This window comes from Pseudomonas sp. SDT291_1_S447 (assembly GCF_054070155.1).
The window spans coordinates 1-23,096 of record NZ_JBSVXS010000088.1; the positions used below are offsets into that span (position 1 = coordinate 1).

Sequence of the window (23,096 nt, forward strand, 5' to 3'; positions counted from 1 at the left end):
GCATTCCAATGTAGGAGCTGCCGAAGGCTGCGATCTTTTGCTTTTAAGGCTTAATAATCATCGCCGCGATCGGTGACGTCCTTCTCGACCATCGGCGCATTCGGGTCCTGCCCCTCAGGGAATTTTCCCTTCAGATTCCACGCAAACGCGATGATCTCGGCAATCGTGCGGTACAGCTCTTCGGGAATGCTGTCGCCCAGTTCCATCCGCGCCAGCAAGCGCACCAATTCAGCATTCTCGTAAATCGGCACCTCGCAATCGCGAGCGATGCGCAGGATTTCTTCGGCCAGTTCGTCATCACCCTTGGCGGTGAGGGTCGGGGCGTGGTTGCCGTCGTATTTGAGGGCGATGGCCTGGCGTGGGGCAGTGGAATCGTTCATGCGGTTTCGTCGACCCAGCGGTGTTCGAGACGGGTTTGGTTGCCCTGCGGCGGGGTGCCGAGGTGGCAGTCGATGTCGCCGACGTTGAGCCCGCGATCGAGCAGGCGCTGGCGCAGGGCGAACAGGTTGTTGCCGATCAGATCGGCGGTGTACGGCCGTTCGGCCCACAGTTGGCTGGACAGGCTGCCGGCGATCAGTTGCGCCTGAATCTGCATCGGCCCGAGCGGCTCCATGTCAAACGCCAGATCGACGCGCCACAGCTGTTGCTTGGGTTCGCGCTCGTCGCGGCGTTCGTTTGGTTGCGGTTCGCGCTCCGGCGCTTCTTCACGCTGGAACTTGACCTGCAACGGCACGATGTCTTGCAGGTTGCGCATGGGGATTTCCAGTTGCCAGGTGCTGAGCAGGCGCCCGTCGTCGGTGACACCGGTTTGTTCCAGGCTCGACAGTTGATGGCTCTGCAGGCGCGATACCGCAGCGGCGGCGAGGCGCAACAACTGTTCCAGATCGCCTTCGCCGTCCAGACTTTGCAGCAAACGCTCGGGCAGCGGGAAGCTGCTCGGTACTGGTTTGGCGCTGACCTGGCCGAGCATGCCGAGGGCGTTACGGACGAAACTCGGCAGCGCTTGCGCCAGGGTGTTGGCGGCGATGATCGCGTTGAAACTGGTACTGCTCGGCAGGCCCGGAGTCAGCTGCGCGATCAGCTTGAGCAGATCGGCCTTCATGTCCGGAGCCAGCGTCGGGTTCTGCCCGGTCAGCAATTTGGCTTCGAGGAACGCGCCGCTGTTGGCCAGGGCAAGGGCCACGCCTTTGGCGGTGCTCAGTTGTTGCACGTCCGGGAGGCTGGCAAGGAGTTTGTCGACCACCGCGCGCAAATCCTGCGATGTCTGATCGGTATCGCTCGGCAGATTCTGCAAAGCATTCAGCAACCCTGTCAGGGATGCCTGACGACTTTGCTGGCCGAGCAGTTGCTGACTCACGGCCAGTTGTTCCTGGCGGCTGCTCATCGGCAGAAACTTGAGAGTTTGTGCATCTTCCACCAGCGCCGAAAGCAAGGTGCCGATGCGCAGTGGCTGCGGGCTATCGATGGTCAGTGTGCTGCCGCTCTGTGCGCTGTTGAGCAAACTGACCAGCGAACGGAATACTGCCGCTTGCCCCGGCGTCTGCGGCAGCGCCTGCGAGGTCAGCACCTTGCCTTGCAGCAGCGTGCCGACCGGCAATTGTGCAGTATCGATGCGGGTGAGGGCGGCGACGCTGCTGGCAATCGCCTGCTGCACGGTAATCGCCAGATTGCCCGCCGACGGCTGAGTGATCGCCAGACTGGTGCCTTGCGGCAGCGGCAGATTGCTGGTCGCCTGCACGGTGGTCTGGCGTCCGCCGTCGACGGTCACCTTGAGCAATAACTGAAAGGTCTGATCCGCCTGCTTGAGCGACAACACCTCGGCTTTGGCGCTTTGCCCGGCGCCGATCAGGCCTTCGACCGGGGTCAGCAGCTTGAGCAGCTCACCGACCTGCGGGCGAACGGTCGCCGGGGTAGTGGGCGGGAGCGGGAGGATGTTCATTTCGCCTGTCATACGCGGACACAACCTGAGGAAATTGCACTCTTGAGAGTAAGGCACGACATGTATAATGCCGCCCGTCTTGCGCTTCGAATAAAAAACATAGCAATTGTTTGACCCAGCTCTCTAGATCGAGCCGTCAATGCATCTATGCTGCATCTCTTTAACGGCCGCGCCAGAGCCGACTTGAACCGTATAAGGCCCGTGATCCCTTGACCAGTCCTGTCCTGCAAACCGTTGCCCTCGCGTGTGAGCGTGATCTGCGGCTGCTCTTCGAAAATCTCGAATTGAGACTCGCCAGCGGCGATATGGTGCAGATCAGCGGACCCAACGGTAGCGGCAAGACCAGCCTTTTGCGCCTGTTGTCCGGGCTGATGCAGCCGACCGCCGGGCAAGTCCTGCTTAATGGCCAGCCGCTGACCGAACAACGCAGCGAACTCGCACGCAACCTGCTGTGGATCGGCCACGCCGCCGGGATCAAGGATCTACTGACCCCGGAAGAGAACCTCTCCTGGCTCTGCGCCCTGCATCATCCCGCCGAACGCGACGCCATCTGGCAAGCCTTGGCAGCAGTAGGATTGCGCGGTTTCGAAGATGTTCCCTGCCACAGTCTTTCTGCCGGTCAGCAACGCCGCGTGGCGCTGGCGCGCCTGTATCTGGACAGCCCGCCGCTGTGGATTCTCGATGAGCCGTTTACCGCCCTCGACAAGCAGGGCGTGGCGCAGCTCGAAGAACATCTGGCCGGGCACTGCGAGCGCGGCGGTCTGGTGGTGTTGACCACGCACCACACGTTGAGCCGGATGCCGGCCGGTTATCGCGACATCGATCTGGGGAATTGGGCAGTATGAGTGTGTTTGGCCTGCTGGTTGCCCGTGAATCCCGACTGCTGTTTCGCCGCCCGGCGGAACTGGCCAATCCGCTGATTTTCTTCGCCATCGTCATCGCGTTGTTCCCGCTGGCCGTCGGCCCGGAAACTCAAGTGTTGCAAAACCTGTCCCCCGGGTTAGTCTGGGTGGCGGCGCTGTTGTCGGTCCTGCTCTCGCTGGACGGGCTGTTCCGCAGTGATTTCGAAGACGGATCCCTGGAACAGTGGGTCCTTTCGTCGCACCCGCTGCCACTTCTGGTCTTGGCCAAGGTGCTGGCACACTGGCTCTTCTCCGGTCTGGCACTGGTTCTGCTCTCACCGCTGCTGGCGTTGATGCTCGGTTTGCCTGCCGCCTGTCTGCCGGTTTTGCTGCTTTCGTTGCTGCTGGGAACACCGGTGCTGAGCTTGCTCGGCGCGGTGGGCGCGGCGCTGACGGTCGGTTTGAAGCGTGGCGGCCTGTTGCTGGCGCTGCTGATTCTGCCGTTGTACATCCCGGTGTTGATCCTTGGCAGTGGCGCCTTGCAGGCTGCCTTGCAAGGCATGCCGGCGACCGGGTATCTGCTATGGCTGGGTAGCCTGACCGCCCTGGCGATCACCCTGACACCGTTTGCAATAGCTGCTGGCCTGAAGATCAGCGTCGGCGAATAATGAGGTCTGGTTAAAATTTAACCAGCAAAGACCCTGAGACTGCTCACACCGATGAGCGGCACCCGTGATGGAAACAGTATGAACTGGACCTGGTTTCACAAGCTCGGCTCGCCCAAGTGGTTCTACGGCATCAGCAGCAAGTTCTTGCCGTGGCTGAGCATCGCAGCGTTGCTGCTGATCGGCGTCGGCGTCGTTTGGGGCCTGGCCTTCGCGCCGCCGGACTATCAGCAAGGCAACAGTTTTCGCATCATCTACATCCACGTACCTGCCGCGATGCTCGCACAGTCGATCTACGTGATGCTGGCGGTGTGCGGTGTGGTCGGGCTGGTGTGGAAAATGAAACTGGCCGACGTCGCCCTGCAATGTGCCGCACCGATCGGCGCGTGGATGACCGCCGTGGCGCTGGTCACCGGGGCGATCTGGGGCAAGCCGACCTGGGGTTCGTGGTGGGTTTGGGACGCGCGCCTGACCTCGATGCTGATTCTGCTGTTTCTGTATTTCGGCGTGATCGCGCTGGGCAATGCCATCAGCAACCGCGACAGCGCCGCCAAAGCCTGCGCGGTGCTGGCCATCGTCGGCGTGATCAATATCCCGATCATCAAATACTCGGTGGAGTGGTGGAACACCCTGCACCAGGGCGCGACTTTCACCCTTACCGAAAAACCGGCGATGCCGGCCGAGATGTGGCTGCCGCTGCTGCTGACCGTGCTGGGTTTCTATTGCTTCTTCGGCGCCGTGCTGTTGCTGCGCATGCGTCTTGAAGTGCTCAAGCGTGAAGCCCGCGCCAGTTGGGTGAAAGAAGAAGTGCAGCACAGTCTGGAGGCCGCTCGATGAGTTTTGCTTCATTCGGCGACTTCCTCGCCATGGGCCATCATGGCCTCTATGTCTGGTCGGCCTACGGCATCTGTCTGGCGGTGCTGATCCTCAACGTGGTGGCGCCGATTGCGGCCCGCAAGCGCTATCTGCAACAAGAGGCGCGTCGTCTGCGCCGGGAGAACGGCAAGTGAATCCGCTGCGCAAGAAACGTCTGATCATCATTCTGGCCATTCTGGTCGGGGTCGGCGCTGCCGTCGGCCTGGCCCTCAGCGCCCTGCAGCAGAACATCAATCTGTTCTACACTCCGACGCAGATCGCCAATGGCGAAGCGCCGCAAGACACGCGCATCCGCGCCGGCGGCATGGTTGAGGCCGGTTCGCTGCAGCGCTCGAAGGATTCGCTGGACGTCAAATTTGTCGTCACTGACTTCAATAAATCCGTGACCATCGCCTATCGCGGCATCCTCCCGGATCTGTTCCGCGAAGGGCAGGGCATCGTTGCCCTCGGCAAGCTCAACGCCGATGGTGTGGTGGTGGCCGATGAAGTGCTGGCCAAGCACGACGAGAAGTACATGCCGCCGGAAGTGACCAAAGCCTTGAAAGACAGTGGTCAATCCGCCCCAACGCCTGCGAAGGAGGGTTGATCGATGACCTCGGCGATTTTTATTCCTGAGCTCGGTCATCTGGCGATGATTCTGGCGCTGTGTTTTGCGCTGGTGCAGGCCGTGGTGCCATTGATTGGCGCTTGGCGCGGTGACCGTTTCTGGATGAGTCTGGCCCAGCCCGCCGCATGGGGGCAGTTTGCTTTTCTGCTGTTCGCGTTCGGCATTTTGACCTACGCGTTCATGACCGATGACTTCTCCGTCGCGTATGTGGCGAACAACTCCAATACCGCGTTGCCGTGGTACTACAAATTCAGCGCGGTGTGGGGCGCCCACGAAGGGTCGTTGCTGCTGTGGGCGCTGATTCTCGGTGGCTGGACCTTCGCCGTGTCGGTGTTCTCCCGGCAGTTACCGCAAGTGATGCTCGCCCGCGTCTTGGCGGTGATGGGCATGATCAGCACCGGCTTCTTGCTGTTCCTGATCCTGACGTCCAACCCGTTCAAACGCATCCTGCCGCAAATGCCCAGCAATGGCGCTGACTTGAATCCACTGTTGCAAGACATCGGCCTGATCGTTCACCCGCCGATGTTGTACATGGGTTACGTCGGTTTTTCGGTGGCGTTCGCCTTCGCTATCGCCGCGTTGATGGGCGGTCGCCTTGATGCCGCGTGGGCACGCTGGTCGCGGCCATGGACCATCGTTGCCTGGGCGTTCCTCGGCATCGGCATCACCCTCGGTTCGTGGTGGGCCTATTACGAACTCGGCTGGGGTGGCTGGTGGTTCTGGGACCCGGTGGAAAACGCCTCGTTCATGCCTTGGCTGGTCGGCACCGCACTGATCCACTCGCTGGCGGTCACGGAAAAACGTGGCGTGTTCAAGAGCTGGACGGTGTTGCTGGCGATTGCCGCGTTTTCGCTGAGCCTGCTCGGTACGTTCCTGGTGCGCTCCGGCGTGCTGACTTCGGTGCACGCGTTTGCCTCCGATCCGGAGCGCGGCGTATTTATCCTGATCTTCCTGCTGTTTGTGGTTGGCGGCTCGCTGACGCTGTTCGCCCTGCGTGCGCCAGTGGTGAAAAGTCAGGTCGGTTTCAACCTGTGGTCGCGGGAAACCCTGCTGCTGGGCAACAACCTGGTGCTGGTGGTGGCGGCGTCGATGATTCTGCTCGGCACGCTGTACCCGCTGATTCTCGATGCCCTCAGCGGCGCCAAAATGTCGGTCGGCCCGCCGTACTTCAATGCGCTGTTCATTCCGTTGATGGCGTTGCTGATGATGGTGATGGCGGTCGGTGTGATCGTCCGCTGGAAAGACACCCCGGTGAAATGGCTGGCGAGCATGCTGACCCCAGTGCTGTTGGGTAGCGTTGCGCTGGCGGTGGTTGCCGGTGTTGCTTACGGCGATTTCAACTGGGCGGTGATTGCGACCTTCCTGCTTGCTGCGTGGGTGCTGCTGGCCGGTGCACGCGACATCGTCGACAAGACTCGCCACAAAGGTCTGATCAAAGGCTTGCCAACCCTGACCCGTAGCTACTGGGGCATGCAGATCGCTCACCTCGGCATCGCCGTGTGTGCGCTGGGCGTGGTGTTGTCGAGTCAGAACAGTGCCGAACGCGACCTGCGTCTGGCGCCGGGCGAGTCGATGGACCTGGCCGGTTATCACTTCGTCTTCGAAGGCGCCAAGCACTTCGAAGGGCCGAACTTCACCTCCGACAAAGGCACGATTCGGGTCATTCGTGACGGTAAGGAAATCAGCGTGCTGCACCCGGAAAAACGTCTGTACACCGTGCAGAACTCGGTGATGACCGAAGCCGGCATCGACGCCGGTTTCACCCGTGACCTTTACGTCGCCCTCGGTGAACCGCTGGACAACGGCGCGTGGGCGGTGCGCGTGCACGTCAAACCGTTCGTGCGCTGGATCTGGTTCGGCGGTTTGCTCACCGGGTTCGGTGGCTTGTTGGCGGCGCTGGATCGACGTTATCGGGTTAAAGTGAAAGCCAAGGTGCGTGAAGCACTGGGCATGACGGGAGCGGCGGCATGAGACGTTGGTTGATGCTGGTGCCACTGGCGATTTTCCTGCTGGTGGCGGTGTTTCTTTATCGCGGGCTGTACCTCGATCCGGCGGAACTGCCGTCGGCGATGATCAACAAGCCGTTCCCGGAGTTTTCCCTGCCAAACGTGCAGGGCGACAAGAACCTGACCAAGGCTGACATTCTCGGCAAACCGGCACTGGTCAATGTCTGGGGCACCTGGTGCATTTCCTGCCGGGTCGAGCATCCGGTGCTGAACAAACTCGCCGAGCGTGGTGTGGTGATCTACGGCATCAACTACAAGGACACCAACGCCGATGCCTTGAAGTGGCTGGCCGAATTCCACAATCCGTATGCGCTGGATATCCGTGACGATGAAGGCTCGCTGGGCCTCAACCTCGGGGTTTACGGCGCGCCGGAAACCTTCTTCATCGACGCCAAGGGCATCATCCGCGACAAATATGTCGGCGTGATCGACGAGCAGGTCTGGCGCGAAAAACTCGCCGCCAAGTATCAGGCACTGGTCGATGAGGCCAAGCCATGAAACGCTTTTTAGCCGCTGCCGTATTGGGCTTTAGTCTGGTCGGTGTGGCCCATGCCGCCATCGACACCTACGAGTTCGCCAAAGAAGGCGACCGTGAGCGTTTCCGCGAACTGACCAAGGAACTGCGCTGCCCCAAGTGCCAGAACCAGGACATCGCCGACTCCAACGCGCCGATTGCCGCTGACCTGCGCAAAGAGATTTTCCGCATGCTCGGTGAGGGCAAGGACAACCAGCAGATCATCGATTTCATGGTTGATCGCTACGGTGATTTCGTCCGCTACAAACCGGCGCTCAATGCCAAAACGGCGTTGCTGTGGTTCGGCCCGGCCGGGCTGCTGCTCGGCGGCGTTGTGGTGATCGCGGTGATCGTCCGTCGTCGTCGCGGCCAGCGCGCCGAGACTCCGCAAGCGCTGTCCAGCGAAGAACGTCAGCGCCTCGACCAACTGTTGGATAAAAACCAAGAATGATTGATTTCTGGCTTGCCGCAGGGCTGTTGCTTCTGGTCGCCCTGAGTTTTCTGCTGATCCCGGTGCTGCGTGAACGTCGCGCCCAGCGTGAAGAGGATCGTACTGCCCTGAACGTCGCGTTGTATCAGGAGCGCGTCGCTGAGTTGCAAGCGCAACAGGCTGAAGGCGTACTCGACGCTGCGCAAATGGACAGCGGTCGTGCGGAGGCTGCCCGTGAGTTGCTGGCGGATACCGAAGGCGTCAGCGCGCCACGGGTTTCCCGACTGGGTAAACCCTTGCCGCTGTTGGCCGCTGTGCTGGTGCCGGTATTGGGCCTGGGTCTTTATATGCACTTCGGCGCTGCCGACAAGGTCGAACTGACCCGCGAGTTCGCTCAGGCGCCGCAGTCGATGGAAGAAATGACCCAGCGTCTGGAACGTGCTGTTGCGGCGCAACCGGATTCTGCCGAAGGCCTGTATTTCCTCGGTCGTACCTACATGGCGCAAGAGCGTCCGGCGGACGCGGCGAAGATGTTCGAACGCGCCGCCAACCTGGCCGGTCGCCAGCCGGAACTGCTCGGTCAGTGGGCGCAGGCGCAGTACTTTGCTGACGGCAAGAAGTGGTCGGCGAAGATTCAGGCGCTGACTGACGAAGCGCTGAAGGCTGATCCGAAAGAAGTCACCAGCCTCGGTCTGCTCGGCATCGCTGCGTTCGAAGGCGAGCGTTATCAGGAAGCCATCGATTACTGGAACCGCTTGCTCGCGCAAGTGCCGCCTGAGGATAGCTCCCGCGCCGCGCTGCAAGGCGGGATCAAACGCGCCGCCGAACGTCTGGAAGCCAGCGGTGGCAAAGTCGCTGAGGCACCGGTAGCCGCGAAAGCCGCGCTGTTGAAAGTCAACGTCGATCTTTCCAGCGAACTCAGAAGCAAAGTGCAACCGGGTGACAGCGTGTTCATTTTCGCCCGCGCCACCTCCGGTCCACCGGCACCGCTGGCCGCCAAACGCCTGACCGTGGCCGATCTGCCGGTGACCGTGGAACTGGGCGATGCCGACGCAATGATGCCGCAGTTGAAACTGTCGAACTTCCCTGAAGTCCAACTGGTTGCGCGCATCTCCCGCGCCGGCCAACCGACTGCCGGCGAGTGGGTCGGTCGCAGCGGCCCTCTGGCCAGCAGCACCACCGCGCTACAAAAACTGACCATCGACAGCCCGGACAAATAGCCGGACACAACAGGAAAGCACCGCCATGCACACCATCGCCCGAATCACAGTCCTCACACTGGCCCTGGGCTTGAGTGCATGTGCGGTGCAACGACCGGAACCGACGACCAACCTGCCGCCGATTCCGCCGTCACAACCGAGCCCGACCCCGTCGACCTCGCCAACCCCGGGCAAAAGCATCCCGGCGAAACCGGCAAAACCCGTCCCGCGCACCTCAGCCAGCTTCGCCCCACCACCGGGCGGCAACAGCCACTGGGACCAGAAACTCGGCGTCTACGTGCTCGACGACCAGACCAACACCTTCTACCGCCAGCGCACCTACTACCGCTGGAACAACGGCTGGAGCCGCTCGGTCAGCCCCAATGGTCCGTGGGAAGACACCAACATCCACGGCGTGCCACCGGGGTTGGGCAAGCAGTTCGGGCAGTAAATGAAAACGGCGATCTTTGGATCGCCGTTTTGCTGTGTGCCTATTGGGTTCGCACAGAAACTTGCTCAAGCAAGTGCTGCGCAAAGCTCAGGGTTTAGCGTTTCAATCACACTCTGTAAAACAACCGGACGTCGCTCTCTGGATTTCTGTGCTTGAGTAAAGATAACTCTAGGGTTATTTTTAAAGGGCCAGGCCAAGGAGGCGATTGGTGCAAAGCAGGCAATTGATCAAGGAGCTGGAGGGGCTGGCTGGGTGCTGGATCGGATCACCGGCAGTCATCACATCTTCACTCACCGATACAACCCGTACACGATTCCCGTCCCTCACCCGAAAAAGGATTTGCCACTGGGGACGGTCAAAAGCATCAGGAGGCGTGCCGGGTTGTACAACCCGCCAGCCAGTTACCAAGGAGATCCATAATGCAATATCCAATCTGCATCGAATGGGGTGACGAAAATACCGCCATCGGTATTCAGATCCCCGATATTCCCGGCGCCGTGACAGCAGGGGATAGTTTCGAAGAGGCCTACAACGCTGCCGTTGAAATCGCCCACATCATGCTGCAGGAAATTGTGGCGAGCGCAGAGGCGATCCCTATGCCCACTTCTGCAGCGGCGCATCGCAACAATCCGGAATTTGCCGATATGGGCTGGGGCATGCTGGAGCTGGATATTTCGCCCTATCTCGGCAAGACCGAAAAGGTCAACGTAACGCTGCCCGGTTATGTGATTCAGCGCATCGATCGTTATGTGCGCGAGCACAACGTCAAAAGCCGCTCCTCCTTTCTGGCCGATGCGGCGATGGAAAAGCTGGTTCGATATTAAGCCTCATCGCTCCCCCAGGCTAAATGAATAACCTGTGGGAGCGAGCCTGCTCGCGAAGCTTTTGCCGCCTTACGCCGTTGCCAATGAACCACGCTGCGAAGCACTCAAAAACCGCAACAACGCCAGCAGCGGGAACGCACTTCCCACAATCACGATCCACAACCAGCCGCCATGCTCGTACACCGCACTGGCCACCGACGAGCCGAAGGCACCGCCGATGAAGATGCTGGTCATGTACAGCGCGTTCAGACGGCCACGGCTTTTCGCGTCCAGCGAATAGACCGCGCGCTGGCCGAGGACCATGTTCATCTGCACGCAGAAGTCGAGCACCACGCCGGTCACGGCCAGGCCGATGACGCTGTAGGCCGGGTGGATGAAGGCGGGCAGGAAACTTAGGCTGGCGAACAGCATGGCCAGCAGCGAGGCGATGCGAGTATGGCCGGCATCAGCCAGGCGTCCGCTGATCGGTGCGGCGATGGCACCGATGGCGCCGACCAGGGCGAAGATTGCGATCTCGCTTTGCGACAAACCATGGTTGCGTGCCAGTTCCAGCGGCACCGCGGTCCAGAACAGGCTGAAGGTGGCGAACATGCAGCCCTGATAAAACGCCCGCTGACGCAGTACTGGTTGTTGGCGCAACAGCGTCCACAACGAGCCGATCAGTTGGCCATAGGTAGCGCTGTGATCCGGCTGGCGCTTGGGCACGGTCAGCGCCAATACCACGCTGATCGCCGCCATCAACGCGGCAGCAATCATGAACATCGCCCGCCAGCCCAAGTGGTCGGCCACCACGCTCGACACCGGTCGTGCGAGCAGAATGCCCAGCAGCAAGCCACCCATGATCCCGCCGACCACCCGACCGCGGGATTCTTCCGGTGCCAGATGCGCCGCCAGTGGAATCAGGATCTGTACCGACACCGAGCTAAAACCGACCAGCAACGAGATCAGCAGAAACACATTCGGCTGATCGGTAAACGCCGCCGCCAGCAGGCTGGCAATCGCCACCACGGTGGTGATGATCATCAACCGGCGGTTTTCCAGCAGATCGCCCAGCGGCACCAGAAAGAACAGGCCCAGCGCATAACCGATCTGCGTCAGCGAGACGATGAAGCTGGCCATGGTGTCGCTCAGGCCAATGTCGGGCGCGATCAGGCCGATGATCGGCTGTGCGTAGTAGATGTTGGCAACGATGGCGCCGCAGCAGAAGGCGAACAGCAGCACCATGCCTCGGGTCATTGTGTGAGTGGTGGTCATATCGTTTCTCGATCCAGCGAAAGGGATGCGGTGAGGCTAAGGATTAATCCGCAAGGGCAGAAGACGCCGGCGGTTGATATCAGTTATTCCGTTGCGCAATGACAGGATGCTAGCGGCGTGTCATCCATCGGCGGACCTTGCGTCCGACTGTCGGGGTCGATGATACATTCACTTACATCCTGTTCGATAGCGTGCTTATGTTCGCATCGGCTTGTTCAATCTTGATGACTGGAGGATTGCAATGGTTCGTCAAAGGCTTCACCACATAGCAACGATTGCCCTGATCAGCCTGCTGGGCGCGATGAGCGTGCAGGCCGCTGATGCCCCCGGCATGCGCATTGGCGTGCGCGGAGAGATCACCGGGGTCAGCGCCGACACCTTGAAAGTCCACGTCAACAGTGGCGAGAACGTGGTGATCCAGTTGACCGGCGACACCAAAGTTCGCGCGGTCACCCTGGCCAATATCGAAGACATCAAACCCGGCAGTTACATCGGTTCGGCGGCGATGCCGCAAGAGGATGGCACGCTCAAGGCGCTGGAGGTGCATGTGTTTCCGCCGGAGCTGGCGGGTAGCGGCGACGGGCATCGGCCGTTCGATCTGGCCAAGGGCAGCAGCATGACCAATGGCAGCGTCGGCGATCTGGTGGTGAGCAACGGGCGGGTGCTGACGGTGAACTACAAGGGCGGGCAGCAGAAGATTCTGGTGCCGGAGGATGTGCCGATCGTGAATCTCGAGCCGGGGGATCGGAGCTTGCTGAAGGTTGGGGTGAAGATTGTTACGTTCGTTACGCAGGGTGCGGATGGCACGCTGACGGCGCAATCGATTTCTGCGGGGAAGGATGGGGTGACGCCGCCGATGTAAAAGCCCCTCACCCTAACCCTCTCCCGGAGGGAGAGGGGACTGATTGGGGGATGCTGAAAGAATACGCCGACATGAAACTGCGGTGCCGAATCCATAATCGATAAGGTCTTTCAGGTCGATGTAACTCGCCAGACACCTCGGTCGGCTCCCTCTCCCTCCGGGAGAGGGCTGGGGTGAGGGTAAAGCGGCCACAAAAAAAGGCGACCACTGAGGGTCGCCTTTTTCATGTCAGCTTAAACCTTACTGCCCACTGTAAATCTGATCGAAAACCCCACCATCATTAAAGTGAGTCTTCTGCACCGTACGCCAGTCACCAAAGGTTTTCTCAACCGAGAGGAAATCAACTTTCGGGAAACGGTCGGTGTACTTCGCCAGCACCGCCGGATCACGCGGACGCAAGTAGTTTGCCGCCGCAATCTCCTGACCTTGCGGCGACCACAGGTACTTCAGGTACTCATCCGCCGCTGCACGCGAACCTTTCTTGTCGACCACTTTATCGACCACAGACACCGGTGGCTCAGCCTCGGCGGAAACGCTCGGATAAATCACTTCAAACTGATCACGACCAAACTCGCGGGCAATCATCTCCGCTTCGTTTTCGAAGGTCACCAGCACGTCGCCGATCTGGTTGGTCATGAATGTGGTAGTCGCCGCGCGGCCACCGGTATCAAGCACTGGCGCTTGTTTGAACAGCTTGCCGACGAAGTCTTTGGCCTTGTTCTCGTCACCGCCGTTTTTCAGCACGTAGCCCCAGGCCGACAGGTAGGTGTAGCGGCCGTTACCCGAAGTTTTCGGGTTAGGCACGATCACTTGCACGCCGTCCTTGAGCAGATCCGGCCAGTCTTTCAGGGCTTTCGGGTTGCCTTTACGGACGATGAACACCGTGGCCGAAGTGAACGGCGCGCTGTTGTTCGGCAAACGGGTGACCCAGTTCTCCGGGACCAGTTTGCCGTTGTCGGCGAGGGCGTTGATATCGGTGGCCATGTTCATGGTGATGACGTCAGCCGGCAGGCCATCGATCACCGAACGCGCTTGCTTGCTCGAACCGCCGAAGGACATCTGCACGGTGATGTTTTCGTTGTGCTCAGCTTGCCAGTGTTTCTGGAACGCAGTGTTGTAGTCCTTGTAGAAATCGCGCATCACGTCGTAGGAAACGTTGAGCAGCGTCGGGGCTGCTTGGGCGATGTTGGCCAAGGCCAGACTGGCGGCGAGAAGTGAGGCGCCAAAGAGTTTTTTCACTGCGCATTCCTTGTTTTATCTGTGTAGGAGCAGGGGGTGATGTTCAATTGCCACTGACTATAACGGGGCACGCATAGTCGTTTAAAGATTAAAAAGCTCTTTGCTTATTCCAGTTTCTTGAACAGTGCATTGCCACATCGCGAGCAGAACGCCGCGCCGTGTTCATGGCTATTTTTCTTGCACACCGGGCAGTCGTGTTGCAGCTGTTCACCGCGCATGGCGTTGGCCAGTTCGGCGGTGAAAATCCCCGTCGGCACGGCGATGATCGAGTAGCCGGTGATCATCACCAGTGACGAAATCACCTGACCCAGCGGGGTCTTCGGCACGATGTCGCCGAAGCCCACGGTGGTCAGCGTGACGATCGCCCAATAGATGCCTTTGGGGATGCTGGTGAAACCGTGTTCCGGGCCTTCGATCACGTACATCAAGGTGCCGAATACCGTCACCAGCGTGCAGACACTGACCAAGAACACGACGATCTTCTGCTTGCTGCCACGCAGCGCCGACATCAAGTAATTGGCTTGCTTGAGGTACGGGCTGAGCTTGAGCACACGGAAAATCCGCAACATCCGAATGATCCGGATAATCAGCAGGTACTGCGCATCGCTGTAATACAGGGCGAGGATGCCCGGCACGATCGCCAGCAAATCCACCAGCCCGTAAAAGCTGAAGGCGTAGCGCAACGGCTTGGGCGAGCAGTACAGGCGCAGGATGTACTCGCCGAGAAAGATGATCGTGAAGCCCCACTCGATGTAGGCCAGCACGTTCGCATAGTTCTGGTGAATGCTGTCGATGCTGTCGAGCATCACGATCACCAGACTGGCGAGGATGATCAACAGCAGGATGCCATCGAAGCGACGCCCGGCGCGGGTGTCGCTCTGGAAAATCATCACGTAAAGCCGTTCGCGCCAACTGTTGCTGCTGTCCATGGATAACGCCTGAATCGAAGATCAGCGCAGCCTAGGTTGATTCTCCCCATGAGCGCAAGGCGCACGCTCGACGCTGGCTTTGCCGAGCATCTGAATCCCGGCGCGGATCAGCCAGCAGGCGAGGATAAACGGCGCGGTCAACGTCGCGAGGCCGACCGCCGCAAACAGCGGCGTGACCAGCAGCGCGAGGACGATACCGAGCAGCGGCAGCCACGGTTGTTGGCGTTGGGCGGAAAAGGCGAGGGCGGCGAGCACGGCGTTGTAGCTGCCGAGGCCGAGCAACGCAGCGTTGCTTTCATGGTGCAGCAGACTGGAGCCGAGGCCGATTGCAGACGCCAGCATCGCCCAGCAAAACGCGCGGCGATCAGCGATCAGCAATCCGACAGCAATCAGCGCGCCGGCCAGTGGATGACCGAGGAACATCACTTGGCCCAGTCCACGGAGTTCGGCAGCGAGCAGATTGATCGTATTCATCTCGATGTGCGCTATTGGTGCCGAAGGTTCGGCAAACAGCAGCAATACCCAGCTCATGGCCACGAACGGCGAGGTATAGGCCGGTATGGCTCGGCTGCTGTACACGTGTTTGAGCCATTGCTGCGTGACCATCGCGCTCAATCCGCCGGCAGCAAGAATCAGCGGCGGCAGCATCGGCGACCACGGGAAATACAGGCTCAGCAACAGGCCGAGCAAAATGCCGTTGTAGCTGAACAACCCGGCCTGGCGATCAGCCTTGGCGTAGTTGCGCCGTTGCGCAGTGAGCAAACCGGCGACGGCACCGAGCAGCGCACCGGCGAACAGCACCGGCGCCGTCAGCAGGATCGCCAACAGGCACATCAGGCCGCACAGCGGATGGCGCTGGAGGAATATTTGACTGAAACCGTTGAGCAAAGCCTCGGCCCAGTCGGGGCAGTGGGTGTTGAAATGATTGGCAGGCATGGCAGTTCTGAAAGTCAGTGAAACCGAGGCGCCTGCATCGCCAGCAGGCTGGCTCCCACATTGAATCTTTGTTCAGTCATTGAGTTTGTGATGCACACAAATCAACTGTGGGAGCGAGCCTGCTCGCGAAGAGGCCGGTACAGGCGCTAAATCAATGTTTCGATCCGCAGCGAGTTGGTCGATCCCGGCTGACCGAACGGCACACCGGCAGTGATCAGCAACGTGTCACCACGCTCGGCCATGCCTTGGGCCTGGGCGATTTCCAGCGCGGTCGAGCAAACCTCATCGACCTGACGCAGACGATCATTGACCACCGAATGAATCCCCCACGCCACGCTCAAACGGCGTGCGGTTTGCAGGTTTGGCGTCAGGTTGAGGATCGGCGCTTTCGGCCGTTCCCGCGCTGCACGCAGACTCGAGGTGCCCGATTCGCTGTAGTTGACCAGCACCGCCACCGGCAGCACGTTGCTGATACGCCGGATCGCGCAACTGATGGCATCGGAAACGGTTGCCTCGGCTTTCGGCCGACTGACGTCGAGCTGGGTCTGATAATCCGGACCGTTCTCAACCTGACGAATGATCTTGCTCATCATCTGCACGGCTTCCAGCGGGTACTCGCCGGAGGCGGTTTCCGCCGACAGCATCACCGCATCGGCACCTTCGGCCACGGCGTTGGCAACGTCGGTCACCTCGGCGCGGGTCGGAGCAGGGGAGAAGCGCATCGATTCCAGCATCTGCGTCGCCACCACCACTGGTTTACCGAGTTCACGGCAAGTGGTGATGATGTTTTTCTGAATCTGCGGCACGCTTTCCGCCGGCACTTCAACGCCGAGGTCACCTCGAGCAACCATGATCGCGTCGCTCAGTTCAGCGATTTCTCGCAGTTGCTCAACGGCCGAAGGCTTCTCGATTTTCGCCATCAAAAAGGCTTTGTCGCCGATCAGTGCGCGGGCTTCGATGATGTCCTGCGGACGCTGCACAAACGACAGCGCAACCCAATCCACACCCAGCTCCAGACCGAAGCTCAAATCGCGGCGATCCTTGGCGGTCAGCGGGCTGAGGTCGAGCACCGCTTGCGGCACGTTGACGCCTTTGCGATCCGACAGTTCGCCGCCGTTGAGCACGGTGGTATCGATCGCATCGTCGTACTTGGTGACCACGCGCAGACGCAGTTTGCCGTCGTCGAGCAACAGATCCATGCCCGCTTCCAGCGCGGCAATGATCTCCGGATGCGGCAGATTGACCCGGCGTTCATCGCCCGGCGTCGCGTCCAGATCCAGACGGAAGGCCTGACCGCGATGCAGTTGCACCTTGCCGTCGGCGAACTTGCCGACGCGCAGTTTCGGCCCCTGCAAGTCCATCAGAATGCCCAGCGGATAGTTGAGCTGACGCTCGACTTCGCGGATCCACTGATAGCGCTTGGCGTGGTCGGCGTGATCGCCGTGGCTGAAGTTCAGGCGGAAGATATTCACTCCGGCCTCGACCAGTTCACGGATGTCTTCTATGCCATCGACAGCAGGCCCGAGGGTGGCGAGGATTTTGACCTTTTTATCAGGCGTCATGATTTGCAGCTCTCAAGGATCAGAATGGCGCGGAAGTCGTTGACGTTGGTGCGGGTCGGCTCGGTGACGATCAGCGCATCGAGCGCCGCGAAATAGCCGTAACCGTTGTTGTTATCCAGCTCGTCGCTGGCGCTCAAGCCGAGGGCGGCGGCGTGGGCGTAGCTGTCCGGGGTCATGATCGCGCCGGCGTTGTCTTCCGAGCCGTCGATGCCGTCGGTGTCACCGGCCAGGGCGTAAACGCCGGGCTGGCCTTTTAGGTTCTCGGTCAGGCTCAAGAGGAATTCGGCGTTGCGACCACCACGGCCATTGCCGCGCACGGTCACGGTGGTTTCGCCGCCGGAGAGAATCACGCACGGCGCTGCCAATGGCTGACCGTGATGGATGATCTGGCGGGCGATGCCAGCGTGGACTTTTGCCACTTCACGGGATTCGCCTTCGAGGTCTCCAAGGATCAGCGTGCTGAAACCGGCCTGACGGCATTTCACCGCCGCCGCATCCAGCGATTGCTGAGGGCGGGCGATCAACTGGAAGTGGCTGCGCGCCAAGGATGGATCGCCGGGTTTGACGGTTTCCGACTCAGGGCTTTGCAGCCAGTTGCGCACGGAAGCGGGGATCTCGATGCCGTAGCGCTTGATGATCGCCAGCGCTTCAGCGGAAGTGCTTGGGTCGGCCACGGTCGGGCCGGAAGCGATGACCGTGGCGAGGTCGCCCGGTACATCGGAAATCGCGTAGGTATAAACAGTGGCAGGCCAGCAGGCCTTGCCGAGACGGCCGCCCTTGATCGCCGAGAGGTGCTTGCGCACGCAGTTCATCTCGCCGATGGTTGCGCCGGATTTCAGCAGGGCTTTGTTGATCGATTGCTTGTCGGCGAGGGTGATGCCTTCGGCCGGCAGCGCCAGCAGGGCAGAGCCGCCACCGGAGAGCAGGAAGATCACGCGGTCGTCTTCAGTCAGGTTGCTGACCAGTTCGAGCACACGTTTGGCCACGGCCAGACCGGCAGCGTCCGGAACCGGGTGCGCGGCTTCGACCACTTCGATTTTTTCGCACGGGGCGCCGTGACCGTAACGGGTCACTACCAGGCCAGACACTTCACCTTCCCAGCAGCGCTCGACCACTTGCGCCATCGCGGCGGCGGCTTTGCCGGCGCCGATGACGATCACCCGGCCGCTACGATCGGCGGGCAAATGGGCTTCGAGGACTTGGTTCGGATGGGCCGCGTCGATGGCTGTGGCAAACAGCTCGCGCAGCAGTTGTTGCGGATCGACCGACATGGCGGGCTCCCGGAATTCTTGTTATTCGAAAGGGCGGTAGAGATCCCTGTGGGAGCGAGCTTGCTCGCGAAAGCGGTGGATCAGTCAATATCCATGTCGACTGACACGCCCTCTTCGCGAGCAAGCTCGCTCCCACAGGTTTAAGCGGTGGGGCAGTGGCTTTATTTGTTATCGCGAATCGAGAAGTTGGCCATGTGCTCCAGACCTTTGATCAGCGCCGAGTGGTCCCAGTTGCTGCCACCGATCGCTGCGCAGGTGCTGAATACTTGCTGGGCGTTGGCGGTGTTCGGCAGGTTGATGTTCAGCTCTTTGGCGCCTTGCAGGGCCAGGTTCAGGTCCTTCTGGTGCAGGCTGATGCGGAAGCCTGGATCGAAGGTGCCTTTGATCATGCGCTCGCCGTGCACTTCAAGGATCTTCGAGGAAGCGAAACCGCCCATCAGTGCTTCACGCACTTTGGCCGGATCGGCACCGTTTTTCGAAGCGAACAGCAGGGCTTCAGCGACGGCCTGAATGTTCAGCGCAACGATGATCTGGTTAGCCACTTTGGCGGTCTGACCGTCGCCGTTGCCACCGACCAAGGTGATGTTCTTGCCCATGGCCTGGAACAGCGGCAGAGCGCGTTCGAAGGCATCGGCGTCGCCACCGATCATGATGCTCAGGGTTGCGGCTTTGGCGCCGACTTCACCACCGGATACCGGTGCGTCGAGGTATTGCGCGCCTTTCTCGTTGATCTTCGCGGCGAAAGCTTTGGTGGCGGTTGGCGAAATCGAGCTCATGTCGATAACGATTTTGCCTTTGCTCAGGCCAGCGGCAACGCCGTCGGCGCGGAACAGTACGTCGTCGACCTGTGGGGTATCCGGGACCATGACGATAATGAATTCTGCTTCCTGCGCGACTTCGCGCGGGTTGGCCAGGGCGACGGCGCCAGCAGCGACCAGGTCGGCCGGGGCGGCGTCGTGGTGCGCCGACAGGAACAGGCTGTGACCGGCTTTCTGCAGGTTCGAAGCCATTGGGTGGCCCATGATGCCGGTGCCGATAAATCCGATTTTAGCCATGAGAAAATCCTCTTGTTTTTGTCTTGCTCAAGCAAATAGGGGGAAGCTGTTGCTTTTATGTAGGAGTGAGCCTGCTCGCGATTCAGGCGCTGAGGTACATCAGGTGTACCGAGGTGAATTCATCGCGAGCAGGCTCACTCCTACAGGGGATCTGCGTCAGATTGCGTTGTGGGTTTTCAGCCAGCCGAGGCCTGCTTCGGTGGTGGTCAGCGGCTTGTATTCACAGCCGACCCAACCCTGATAACCGATTCGATCGAGGTGTTCGAACAGGAAGCGGTAGTTGATTTCACCGGTGCCTGGTTCGTTGCGCCCCGGGTTGTCCGCGAGCTGCACATGGTTGATCTCGCTCAGATGCGATTGCAGGGTGCGGGCCAGATCGCCTTCCATGATTTGCATGTGATAGATGTCGTATTGCAGGAACAGATTGGCGCTGCCGACCTGCTCGCGAATCGACAGGGCTTGCGCCGTGTTGTTCAGGTAGAAGCCGGGGATGTCGCGGGTGTTGATCGCTTCCATCACCAGTTTGATGCCCGCTGCCTGCAGCTTGTCGGCGGCGTATTTCAGGTTGGCGACGAAGGTCTTTTCCACGGTGGCATCGTCAACGCCTTGCGGACGAATACCGGCCAGGCAGTTGATCTGGGTGTTGCCCAGCACTTGTGCGTAAGCGATGGCCAGATCGACACCGGCGCGGAACTCTTCGACACGATCCGGCAAGCACGCTATACCGCGTTCGCCCTTGGCCCAGTCACCGGCCGGCAGGTTGAACAGCACTTGGGTCAGACCGTTGGCGTCGAGCCTGGCTTTGATTTCAGCGGAGCTGAAGTCGTACGGGAACAGGTACTCGACACCGCTGAAACCAGCCTTGGCGGCGGCGTCGAAACGGGCAAGGAAATCCTGTTCGGTGAACAGCATGGACAGGTTGGCTGCGAAACGCGGCATGGTGGTCTCCTAAAAGCGGATGTGACACGGTTGGTCAGACTGAACGCGATCAGTCCCCTCTCCTGGGGGAGAGGGAAATGTAGCCACCCTCTCCCAAGGGGAGAGGGGGCTAAAAGCAATCAGTCAAGCAACGAAATCGCCGTTGGCGCATCGTTGCCGACCAGCGCCAGGTCTTCGAATTCGTTGACGGCGTTGATCTCGGTACCCATGGAGATGTTGGTCACACGCTCCAGAATGATCTCGACGATCACCGGCACCTTGAACTCTTCGATCATCTGTTCGGCCTTGCGCAGAGCAGGGGCGATTTCCGAGGGTTCGAACACACGCAGTGCCTTACAGCCGAGGCCTTCAGCCACTGCGACGTGGTCAACACCGTAACCGTTGAGTTCCGGCGCGTTCAGGTTATCGAAGGACAGCTGCACGCAGTAGTCCATTTCGAACCCGCGCTGCGCCTGACGGATCAGGCCCAGGTACGAGTTGTTCACCACGACGTGGATGTACGGCAGTTTGAACTGAGCGCCGACCGCCAGTTCTTCGATCATGAACTGGAAGTCATAGTCCCCCGACAGGGCCACGACTTTCCGGCTCGGATCGGCCTTGACCACGCCCAGTGCTGCCGGAATGGTCCAGCCCAACGGGCCGGCCTGACCACAGTTGATCCAGTGACGCGGCTTGTAGACGTGCAGGAACTGCGCGCCGGCAATCTGCGACAGACCAATGGTGCTGACGTAGCAGGTGTCCTTGCCGAACACCTGGTTCATTTCTTCGTAAACGCGCTGTGGTTTTACCGGCACGTTGTCGAAGTGGGTCTTGCGATGCAGGCTGGCTTTGCGCTGCTGGCAATCTTGCAGCCAGGCACTGCGGTTCTTTAGCTTGCCGGCGGCTTGCCATTCACGGGCCACTTCGATGAACACGGTCAGTGCTGCAGCGGCGTCGGAAACGATGCCCAGATCCGGCGTGAACACACGACCGATCTGCGTGCCTTCGATGTCGACGTGAATGAACTTGCGGCCTTCGGTGTAAACGTCAACCGAACCGGTGTGACGGTTGGCCCAACGGTTACCGATACCCAACACCACGTCGGATTTCAGCATCGTCGCGTTGCCGTAGCGGTGCGAAGTCTGCAGACCGACCATGCCCACCATCAATGGGTGATCGTCCGGGATGGTGCCCCAGCCCATCAGGGTCGGGATCACCGGGATGCCGGTCAGCTCAGCGAATTCAACCAGCAGATCGCTGGCATCGGCGTTGATGATGCCGCCGCCGGCCACCAGCAATGGGCGCTCAGCCTGATCGAGCAGCGCCAGAGCCTTCTCGACCTGCACGCGGGTCGCGGTCGGCTTGGCCAATGGCAGCGGCTGGTAGGCGTCGATGTCGAATTCGATCTCGGCCATCTGCACGTCGAACGGCAGGTCGATCAGCACTGGGCCTGGACGGCCGGAGCGCATTTCAAAAAACGCTTTCTGGAACGCGTAAGGCACTTGGCCCGGCTCCAGAACAGTGGTCGCCCACTTGGTGACTGGCTTGACGATGCTGGTGATGTCGACAGCCTGGAAGTCTTCCTTGTGCATACGGGCGCGGGGTGCTTGGCCGGTGATGCAGAGGATTGGAATCGAGTCGGCCGAGGCGCTGTAGAGCCCGGTGACCATGTCGGTACCGGCAGGGCCGGAAGTGCCGATGCACACGCCGATGTTGCCGGCCTTGGTGCGGGTGTAGCCCTCGGCCATGTGCGAGGCGCCTTCAACGTGGCGAGCAAGGACGTGATCGATGCCACCGACTTTCTGCAAGGCGGAGTACAGCGGGTTAATGGCAGCGCCCGGGATGCCAAAAGCGGTATCAACCCCTTCACGGCGCATCACCAGAACGGCGGCTTCGATTGCTCTCATTTTGCTCATGGTTTTGTGCCTCTTTACGTTTTGTAATTGTATACAAGTGGCTTTGCGCAGAGTGTATTCACGGCGGACGGCGCAGGTCAATCCATTTTCTCAAGCGCCTGTTTCATTCGTCGGAAGCCTGTCTGAGTGTGGCTTTTCGTCGCATGTGACGCTTTTCGAGAATTATTGTATACAAAAAAATAACTCATTGTGTTCTATTTGTTGCATCGGGCTGCGGCAGAAAAGCGCAGCCCTACGACTTTCCCTATAACAAAATGAGGACGGCACCATGAGCGCTTTAACCTTGAAAGTCGCAGTCAACCTGGTCAACGAAGCCATCAATGCAGGACGCGGCATCAACGCCGCGCCGCTGACCATCGCGGTACTCGATACCGGCGGCCACCTGATCACCCTGCAACGCGAAGACGGCGCCAGCCTGCTGCGCCCGAACATCGCCATCGGCAAAGCCTGGGGCGCCATCGCCCTGGGCAAAGGTTCACGCCTGCTGGCACTGGACGCACAACAACGCCCGGCGTTTATTGCCGCGCTGAACAGCATGGGCCAGGGCAGCGTCGTGCCGGCACCGGGTGGTGTGTTGATTCGGGATCAGGCGGGGAATGTGCTGGGCGCGATCGGGATCAGCGGGGATTTGTCGGATATTGATGAGCAGGTGGCGATTAAAGCGGTGGAGGCGTTGGAGTTGCGGGCGGATGCGGGGGTGGCTGCTTGAATCTGCGTTGATTGAATAACCGCTATCGCGAGCAGGCTCACTCCTACAGGGATTTGTGTTCAGACACAAAATGTCTGAACGCCGCAAATCCC

The 23,096-nt window shown here is 60.3% G+C and carries 24 protein-coding genes and 1 pseudogene; 14 read left to right on the top strand and 11 right to left on the bottom strand.

Annotated features, from left to right (window positions below; translation table 11 throughout):
• Positions 1-50: 50 nt before the first annotated feature.
• On the bottom strand, positions 51-380 hold the full coding sequence (locus ACW9IR_RS21940) for an EscU/YscU/HrcU family type III secretion system export apparatus switch protein (protein WP_016987484.1): 330 nt from the start codon (positions 378-380) through the stop codon (positions 51-53).
• Positions 377-1,951 carry a flagellar hook-length control protein FliK gene (gene fliK / locus ACW9IR_RS21945; protein WP_457465116.1) on the bottom strand — a complete coding sequence of 525 codons (1,575 nt, stop codon included), beginning with the start codon at positions 1,949-1,951 and terminating at the stop codon, positions 377-379. Before fliK ends, ACW9IR_RS21940 begins: the two co-directional genes overlap by 4 nt.
• Positions 1,952-2,148: 197 nt before the next feature.
• Here fliK and ccmA point away from each other — a divergent pair, with 197 nt between their 5' ends.
• The 12 genes and pseudogenes from ccmA to ACW9IR_RS22005 all read left to right on the top strand — a co-directional run bounded on the left by ccmA (position 2,149) and on the right by ACW9IR_RS22005 (position 10,353).
• Positions 2,149-2,784, top strand: coding sequence for a cytochrome c biogenesis heme-transporting ATPase CcmA (ccmA, locus tag ACW9IR_RS21950; protein ID WP_034151524.1), 636 nt, complete (start codon positions 2,149-2,151; stop codon positions 2,782-2,784).
• Complete coding sequence (gene ccmB, locus ACW9IR_RS21955; protein ID WP_007919970.1) at positions 2,781-3,449, top strand: heme exporter protein CcmB; 669 nt, start codon at positions 2,781-2,783, stop codon at positions 3,447-3,449. The genes ccmA and ccmB overlap by 4 nt, the downstream gene beginning before the upstream one ends.
• A gap of 78 nt (positions 3,450-3,527) precedes the next feature.
• A complete protein-coding gene (locus tag ACW9IR_RS21960; RefSeq protein ID WP_016987487.1) occupies positions 3,528-4,283 on the top strand; it encodes a heme ABC transporter permease in 756 nt (251 codons plus the stop codon).
• Positions 4,280-4,456, top strand: a complete 177-nt coding sequence (ccmD, locus tag ACW9IR_RS21965; RefSeq protein WP_003222944.1) for a heme exporter protein CcmD — start codon at positions 4,280-4,282, stop codon at positions 4,454-4,456. The genes ACW9IR_RS21960 and ccmD overlap by 4 nt, the downstream gene beginning before the upstream one ends.
• Complete coding sequence (ccmE, locus tag ACW9IR_RS21970) at positions 4,453-4,908, top strand: cytochrome c maturation protein CcmE (protein ID WP_007919964.1); 456 nt, start codon at positions 4,453-4,455, stop codon at positions 4,906-4,908. The genes ccmD and ccmE overlap by 4 nt, the downstream gene beginning before the upstream one ends.
• A 3-nt stretch (positions 4,909-4,911) precedes the next feature.
• Positions 4,912-6,900 (top strand): heme lyase CcmF/NrfE family subunit, encoded by a 1,989-nt coding sequence (locus ACW9IR_RS21975; protein WP_110720775.1) that lies wholly within the window; start codon positions 4,912-4,914, stop codon positions 6,898-6,900.
• Positions 6,897-7,433: a DsbE family thiol:disulfide interchange protein gene (locus ACW9IR_RS21980; protein ID WP_095119917.1), complete on the top strand. Its 537-nt coding sequence runs from the start codon at positions 6,897-6,899 to the stop codon at positions 7,431-7,433. The genes ACW9IR_RS21975 and ACW9IR_RS21980 overlap by 4 nt, the downstream gene beginning before the upstream one ends.
• Positions 7,430-7,900, top strand: coding sequence for a cytochrome c-type biogenesis protein (locus tag ACW9IR_RS21985; protein WP_110720776.1), 471 nt, complete (start codon positions 7,430-7,432; stop codon positions 7,898-7,900). The genes ACW9IR_RS21980 and ACW9IR_RS21985 overlap by 4 nt, the downstream gene beginning before the upstream one ends.
• Positions 7,897-9,099, top strand: a complete 1,203-nt coding sequence (ccmI, locus tag ACW9IR_RS21990) for a c-type cytochrome biogenesis protein CcmI (protein ID WP_457465117.1) — start codon at positions 7,897-7,899, stop codon at positions 9,097-9,099. Before ACW9IR_RS21985 ends, ccmI begins: the two co-directional genes overlap by 4 nt.
• A 25-nt stretch (positions 9,100-9,124) precedes the next feature.
• Positions 9,125-9,529 (top strand): hypothetical protein, encoded by a 405-nt coding sequence (locus ACW9IR_RS21995; RefSeq protein ID WP_016987493.1) that lies wholly within the window; start codon positions 9,125-9,127, stop codon positions 9,527-9,529.
• Positions 9,530-9,737: 208 nt separating this feature from the next.
• Positions 9,738-9,949, top strand: a pseudogene (locus ACW9IR_RS22000) (type II toxin-antitoxin system HicA family toxin).
• A complete protein-coding gene (locus ACW9IR_RS22005; protein WP_102900479.1) occupies positions 9,949-10,353 on the top strand; it encodes a type II toxin-antitoxin system HicB family antitoxin in 405 nt (134 codons plus the stop codon). Before ACW9IR_RS22000 ends, ACW9IR_RS22005 begins: the two are co-directional and overlap by 1 nt.
• A 69-nt stretch (positions 10,354-10,422) precedes the next feature.
• Here the strand turns inward: ACW9IR_RS22005 and ACW9IR_RS22010 are convergent, their stop codons facing one another.
• Positions 10,423-11,607, bottom strand: a complete 1,185-nt coding sequence (locus ACW9IR_RS22010; RefSeq protein WP_457465118.1) for an MFS transporter — start codon at positions 11,605-11,607, stop codon at positions 10,423-10,425.
• Positions 11,608-11,848: 241 nt separating this feature from the next.
• Between ACW9IR_RS22010 and ACW9IR_RS22015 the strand changes: the two genes are divergently transcribed.
• Entirely contained in the window at positions 11,849-12,469 is a 621-nt protein-coding gene (locus ACW9IR_RS22015; protein WP_457465119.1) for a hypothetical protein, read from the top strand.
• A gap of 240 nt (positions 12,470-12,709) precedes the next feature.
• On the opposite strand, the gene ACW9IR_RS22020 is transcribed toward ACW9IR_RS22015, so the two are convergent.
• From ACW9IR_RS22020 to gcl, 8 genes are all read right to left on the bottom strand, one after another.
• On the bottom strand, positions 12,710-13,708 hold the full coding sequence (locus ACW9IR_RS22020; RefSeq protein ID WP_102900482.1) for a sulfate ABC transporter substrate-binding protein: 999 nt from the start codon (positions 13,706-13,708) through the stop codon (positions 12,710-12,712).
• Positions 13,709-13,812: 104 nt separating this feature from the next.
• A complete protein-coding gene (locus ACW9IR_RS22025) occupies positions 13,813-14,637 on the bottom strand; it encodes an ion transporter (RefSeq protein ID WP_038363916.1) in 825 nt (274 codons plus the stop codon).
• A 21-nt stretch (positions 14,638-14,658) separates the two neighbouring features.
• Positions 14,659-15,573 (bottom strand): urea transporter, encoded by a 915-nt coding sequence (locus ACW9IR_RS22030; protein WP_110720780.1) that lies wholly within the window; start codon positions 15,571-15,573, stop codon positions 14,659-14,661.
• Positions 15,574-15,719: 146 nt separating this feature from the next.
• Positions 15,720-17,135 (bottom strand): pyruvate kinase, encoded by a 1,416-nt coding sequence (gene pyk / locus ACW9IR_RS22035; protein WP_110720781.1) that lies wholly within the window; start codon positions 17,133-17,135, stop codon positions 15,720-15,722.
• Positions 17,132-18,406 carry a glycerate kinase type-2 family protein gene (locus tag ACW9IR_RS22040; protein ID WP_457465120.1) on the bottom strand — a complete coding sequence of 425 codons (1,275 nt, stop codon included), beginning with the start codon at positions 18,404-18,406 and terminating at the stop codon, positions 17,132-17,134. The genes pyk and ACW9IR_RS22040 overlap by 4 nt, the downstream gene beginning before the upstream one ends.
• Before the next feature lie 161 nt (positions 18,407-18,567).
• Complete coding sequence (locus tag ACW9IR_RS22045) at positions 18,568-19,461, bottom strand: 2-hydroxy-3-oxopropionate reductase (RefSeq protein WP_007919937.1); 894 nt, start codon at positions 19,459-19,461, stop codon at positions 18,568-18,570.
• A 156-nt stretch (positions 19,462-19,617) separates the two neighbouring features.
• Entirely contained in the window at positions 19,618-20,400 is a 783-nt protein-coding gene (gene hyi, locus ACW9IR_RS22050; protein WP_102900802.1) for a hydroxypyruvate isomerase, read from the bottom strand.
• Between the two features lie 119 nt (positions 20,401-20,519).
• Entirely contained in the window at positions 20,520-22,295 is a 1,776-nt protein-coding gene (gene gcl / locus ACW9IR_RS22055; protein WP_007919935.1) for a glyoxylate carboligase, read from the bottom strand.
• 268 nt (positions 22,296-22,563) lie between these two features.
• Here gcl and ACW9IR_RS22060 point away from each other — a divergent pair, with 268 nt between their 5' ends.
• The gene (locus ACW9IR_RS22060) at positions 22,564-23,004 is read left to right on the top strand and encodes a GlcG/HbpS family heme-binding protein (protein ID WP_038363926.1); all 441 of its coding nucleotides are present in this window, start codon (positions 22,564-22,566) and stop codon (positions 23,002-23,004) included.
• Positions 23,005-23,096: the final 92 nt, after the last annotated feature.

Bases quoted from the DNA above. Each gene is read 5' to 3' on its own strand.
- ACW9IR_RS21940 (WP_016987484.1), bottom strand. From the start codon at position 380: ATGAACGATTCCACTGCCCCACGCCAGGCCATCGCCCTCAAATACGAC.
- fliK (WP_457465116.1), bottom strand. From the start codon at position 1,951: ATGACAGGCGAAATGAACATCCTCCCGCTCCCGCCCACTACCCCGGCG.
- ccmB (WP_007919970.1), top strand. From the start codon at position 2,781: ATGAGTGTGTTTGGCCTGCTGGTTGCCCGTGAATCCCGACTGCTGTTT.
- ACW9IR_RS21960 (WP_016987487.1), top strand. From the start codon at position 3,528: ATGAACTGGACCTGGTTTCACAAGCTCGGCTCGCCCAAGTGGTTCTAC.
- ccmD (WP_003222944.1), top strand. From the start codon at position 4,280: ATGAGTTTTGCTTCATTCGGCGACTTCCTCGCCATGGGCCATCATGGC.
- ACW9IR_RS21975 (WP_110720775.1), top strand. From the start codon at position 4,912: ATGACCTCGGCGATTTTTATTCCTGAGCTCGGTCATCTGGCGATGATT.
- ACW9IR_RS21980 (WP_095119917.1), top strand. From the start codon at position 6,897: ATGAGACGTTGGTTGATGCTGGTGCCACTGGCGATTTTCCTGCTGGTG.
- ACW9IR_RS21985 (WP_110720776.1), top strand. From the start codon at position 7,430: ATGAAACGCTTTTTAGCCGCTGCCGTATTGGGCTTTAGTCTGGTCGGT.
- ccmI (WP_457465117.1), top strand. From the start codon at position 7,897: ATGATTGATTTCTGGCTTGCCGCAGGGCTGTTGCTTCTGGTCGCCCTG.
- ACW9IR_RS21995 (WP_016987493.1), top strand. From the start codon at position 9,125: ATGCACACCATCGCCCGAATCACAGTCCTCACACTGGCCCTGGGCTTG.
- ACW9IR_RS22005 (WP_102900479.1), top strand. From the start codon at position 9,949: ATGCAATATCCAATCTGCATCGAATGGGGTGACGAAAATACCGCCATC.
- ACW9IR_RS22010 (WP_457465118.1), bottom strand. From the start codon at position 11,607: ATGACCACCACTCACACAATGACCCGAGGCATGGTGCTGCTGTTCGCC.
- ACW9IR_RS22015 (WP_457465119.1), top strand. From the start codon at position 11,849: ATGGTTCGTCAAAGGCTTCACCACATAGCAACGATTGCCCTGATCAGC.
- ACW9IR_RS22025 (WP_038363916.1), bottom strand. From the start codon at position 14,637: ATGGACAGCAGCAACAGTTGGCGCGAACGGCTTTACGTGATGATTTTC.
- ACW9IR_RS22030 (WP_110720780.1), bottom strand. From the start codon at position 15,573: ATGCCTGCCAATCATTTCAACACCCACTGCCCCGACTGGGCCGAGGCT.
- pyk (WP_110720781.1), bottom strand. From the start codon at position 17,135: ATGACGCCTGATAAAAAGGTCAAAATCCTCGCCACCCTCGGGCCTGCT.
- ACW9IR_RS22040 (WP_457465120.1), bottom strand. From the start codon at position 18,406: ATGTCGGTCGATCCGCAACAACTGCTGCGCGAGCTGTTTGCCACAGCC.
- ACW9IR_RS22045 (WP_007919937.1), bottom strand. From the start codon at position 19,461: ATGGCTAAAATCGGATTTATCGGCACCGGCATCATGGGCCACCCAATG.
- hyi (WP_102900802.1), bottom strand. From the start codon at position 20,400: ATGCCGCGTTTCGCAGCCAACCTGTCCATGCTGTTCACCGAACAGGAT.
- gcl (WP_007919935.1), bottom strand. From the start codon at position 22,295: ATGAGCAAAATGAGAGCAATCGAAGCCGCCGTTCTGGTGATGCGCCGT.
- ACW9IR_RS22060 (WP_038363926.1), top strand. From the start codon at position 22,564: ATGAGCGCTTTAACCTTGAAAGTCGCAGTCAACCTGGTCAACGAAGCC.